This window comes from Phytoactinopolyspora endophytica (assembly GCF_004138495.1).
Lineage (GTDB): Bacteria > Actinomycetota > Actinomycetes > Jiangellales > Jiangellaceae > Phytoactinopolyspora > Phytoactinopolyspora endophytica.
Genome location: NZ_ML142865.1, coordinates 2,908 through 5,985 on the forward strand (window position 1 = coordinate 2,908; position 3,078 = coordinate 5,985).

The 3,078-nt window shown below is 69.6% G+C and carries 5 protein-coding genes; 2 read left to right on the forward strand and 3 right to left on the reverse strand.

Annotated features, from left to right (window positions below):
• The 3 genes from ELR45_RS26085 to ELR45_RS26095 all read right to left on the reverse strand — a co-directional run.
• Positions 1–513 (reverse strand): hypothetical protein (locus ELR45_RS26085; RefSeq protein ID WP_165368107.1); only part of this gene is annotated, 513 nt, incomplete at its 3' end.
• A 22-nt stretch (positions 514–535) separates the two neighbouring features.
• Entirely contained in the window at positions 536–1,165 is a 630-nt protein-coding gene (locus ELR45_RS26090) for an MBL fold metallo-hydrolase (RefSeq protein ID WP_129668952.1), read from the reverse strand.
• 53 nt (positions 1,166–1,218) lie between these two features.
• Positions 1,219–1,833, reverse strand: coding sequence for a cob(I)yrinic acid a,c-diamide adenosyltransferase (locus ELR45_RS26095; RefSeq protein ID WP_129668953.1), 615 nt, complete (start codon positions 1,831–1,833; stop codon positions 1,219–1,221).
• Between the two features lie 104 nt (positions 1,834–1,937).
• Here ELR45_RS26095 and ELR45_RS26100 point away from each other — a divergent pair, with 104 nt between their 5' ends.
• Both ELR45_RS26100 and ELR45_RS26105 read left to right on the forward strand, forming a co-directional pair.
• Positions 1,938–2,462, forward strand: a complete 525-nt coding sequence (locus ELR45_RS26100) for a hypothetical protein (RefSeq protein ID WP_129668954.1) — start codon at positions 1,938–1,940, stop codon at positions 2,460–2,462.
• Positions 2,463–2,672: 210 nt separating this feature from the next.
• A partial coding sequence (locus ELR45_RS26105) for a DUF1775 domain-containing protein (protein WP_129669070.1) occupies positions 2,673–3,078 on the forward strand: 406 nt, incomplete at its 3' end.

Below are 3,078 nucleotides of genomic sequence, written 5' to 3' on the forward strand. Positions count from 1 at the left end.
TGCCCGGCCGGTCGCGATCACACGGCAGAACGCACCGGCACGTTCCAACGTGACGGCGAAGTCGCCGTCGAACGCACGGCTGAGCACCGCGTCGCCAAGTGTGGCGACTTCGCGTGGCCCGGGTGGCTGCCCGACGCCCGCGACCGCCATGGAGACCTCGGCGACCTCCTGGCCGGCCGTGAACAGCCGGGCGGCCTCCTCGCCGTTGCGATGCACCCAGCTACGCAGCAAATAGAGTGACCACAGGGTTCCCGGCAAGGTCGCGGCTCCGGACTCCCGCCACAATTCGGCGAGCTCGTCCAGGCCGACCTGGTCGGCGAGGCGCACCAGCCGCTCCGTCGTCCCCGCGCTGGCGTCCTCAGCGCGTCCGGCGTTCAGCACCGCCGCTGCGGTCGCGTGCGCGAGCGCGATCCGGTCCGCGGGATCGGGGTCTCCGGGCAGGTTGGGCATGTCGCCCCTGAGCGAGGGCCGGCGTGGCTGCCGGAATTCGTCGTCGTTCATGTCGAACCACATACGTCGGATCGTCGTCGCATGGTCACACCGTGGCCGTATCGCCGGGCTCGAGCAGGCGAAGGTCCGTCCGCTCCGGACCGAGCCGCTGGAAATGCCCGTAGTACATCTCCGGCTTGGTGAGGATCGCCTGATGGATCGGGATGGCCGTGGCAGGTTCCACAGCGCGGAGGAAGTCGATCGCCTCAGAGAGCTTCTGCCACGGGGCGGCGGTCGGCATGCCAAGGATCTCGACGTCTACCGGCGGCGGTGCGAACGAGTCGCCCGGATGGAAGAACCGGCCGCCGACCAGGTAGCCGACGTTGGGAACCACCGGGATGTCCGGATGGATGACAGCGTGCTGCTCGCCGTGGACGTCCACCTCGACGCCCAGGTCCAGCCGGTCTCCAGCGTGCACAGTGGTGGACTCGATGTGCATCTGAGCCAGGACCTCGGCCGTTCCCGCGTCCGTGTACAGCGCGGCATCCGGGTTGTGCTCCAGCACGCGGGGTAGCCGCTCGACGTCGAGGTGGTCGGGGTGCTGATGCGTGACGAGCACCGCCGTGAGGCCGGTGAGCTCCTCGAAGCCGTGCGAGAAGTTGCCGGGATCGATCAGGACACGTGCGTCGCCATCTTCGACGAGGACGCAGGAGTGCTCGTACTTCGTCAGCTTCATCCCCTCGAGTCTATGGGCCGACCGGGCATGCGCGAATCGTCGGCGGCACGGCTCTAGCCGGCGTCGCGGCCGCCGCCCGGCTGCCACAGGACGTCACCGGCGTAGCGGTTCGCATAGCGGGCGAGGATGAACAGCAGGTCGGAGAGCCGGTTGAGGTACTTGGCGGTCAGCGGGTTCACCCCGCCGTCCTCGCCATCGCCGTACGTCTGCAGGGCGTGCCAGGTGGAGCGTTCCGCGCGGCGGACCGTCGTCGTCGCGACGTGCAGATGCGCCGCCGTCACGGTGCCACCCGGCAGGATGAACGAGCGTAGCTTGGGCAGCCCGTCGTTGAACCGGTCGCAGTCCGCTTCGAGCTCGTCGATCCACTCGGCCTGCACGCGCAGCGGCGGGTGCTCGTAGCTCGGTTTGAGCGGCAGGCACAGGTCCGCACCGACGTCGAACATGTCGTTCTGCACGCGGGTCAGCGCGGTGAGGACGTCGTCGCCGAGGTCGCCCCCGCCGGTGCCGCTGCGTTCGGCCGCGACCGCCACCCCGATGGTGGCGTTGGCCTCATTGGCGTCGGCGTAGGCCACCAGACGCGGGTCGGTTTTGCTGGTCCGGGTGAAATCGCCCAGCCCGGTGGTGCCGTCGTCGCCGGTACGGGTGTAGATCTTCGTCAGGTTGACCACATCACCACACTACGACTGGTCCCATGATCATCAACCGTTGAGCACAGGATGGTGCGGCTGGCGGTTGATGATCATGGAAATGCTCGGTGATACGCTCGCGAGCTGTGACGAGTCCCGGGAAGGGCGCCGCGCGGCTGGCGCGCGGCTCGATCCTGGCCGCCGTCTGTCTCGGGATGTCCATGGTCGCGCACGTGGTGGCCGGCGGCGTCGTGCACGTCACGTCCGGCATGGTCGCCGGTGGAGCAGCGCTGTCGGCGATGTGCATCGCCGCGGCCGACACGCGTCGCTCGTTCGGCGGCATTCTCGCGGTGGTCCTGTTGTCACAGGTGGGTCTGCACCTGTTCGCCGGCGCGGGCGGTCACCACGTCGAATCGGCCGGCTACGGCTGGACGATGAGCATGGTGGCCTCGCACGCGGTCGCCGCGGTCGTGGTCAGTGCGATGCTGGCGTACGCCGAGCGGCTGGTGTGGGCGTTGTGGAGCCTCGCCAGGCTCCCCCGGGTGCCGCGGATGGGCGATCCGGTGCCCGCCGCCGACGGCCCGGTCATCGGTCGGGCGTACCGACTGGTCCCGACCGTCGGCCCCATCCTCTGCCTGGGCGGCCCGGGCACGCGCGGTCCTCCTCGCTGATAGTGCGCTCGCGTGAGCACGAGCGACGACGCCGCCGCGGAGTGCTGTGGTGGTCGTCGTCCGTGACCGCGCTCGAGCGATGTCCCCGGGCGTCGTAGCGACTCTGCACAGCTCGACGTCCGTTTTCCCGCCGCGGTGTGTCGCCGGTGAGCGACCCGGGGCGATCTGAGTAACCCCTTCGTCGCATCGAACTGTTTGAGGAGTACCACTATGTCCCCGTTTCCATACATCCGCCGTGAACACCGGCCATCCACACCCGCCCGCCCGCAGGGTGCGTCGGCATCCGTCCGTCGGCGCCAACGTGCCGCCGTGCGGGCTGCGGCCGGGCTGGGCGGCGCGGTGGCGCTCGTGGCCGGTCTGGCCTCGGTCGCCGCAGCGCATGTCTCGGTGAGCCCTGACGAGGCGCCTGCCGGCTCCTACACGGTGCTGACCTTCGCCGTACCGCATGGCTGCGATGGGGCGGCGACCACCGAGGTCGCCATCGACATCCCGGATGGCGTCCTCGGCGTCACTCCCACGGTCAACCCGAACTGGGACGTCGAACAGCTGAACGACGACGGCTCTTCCGCCGACGGCGAGCCCGCCTCTCAGATCGTCTACGCGGCTCACGAACCCC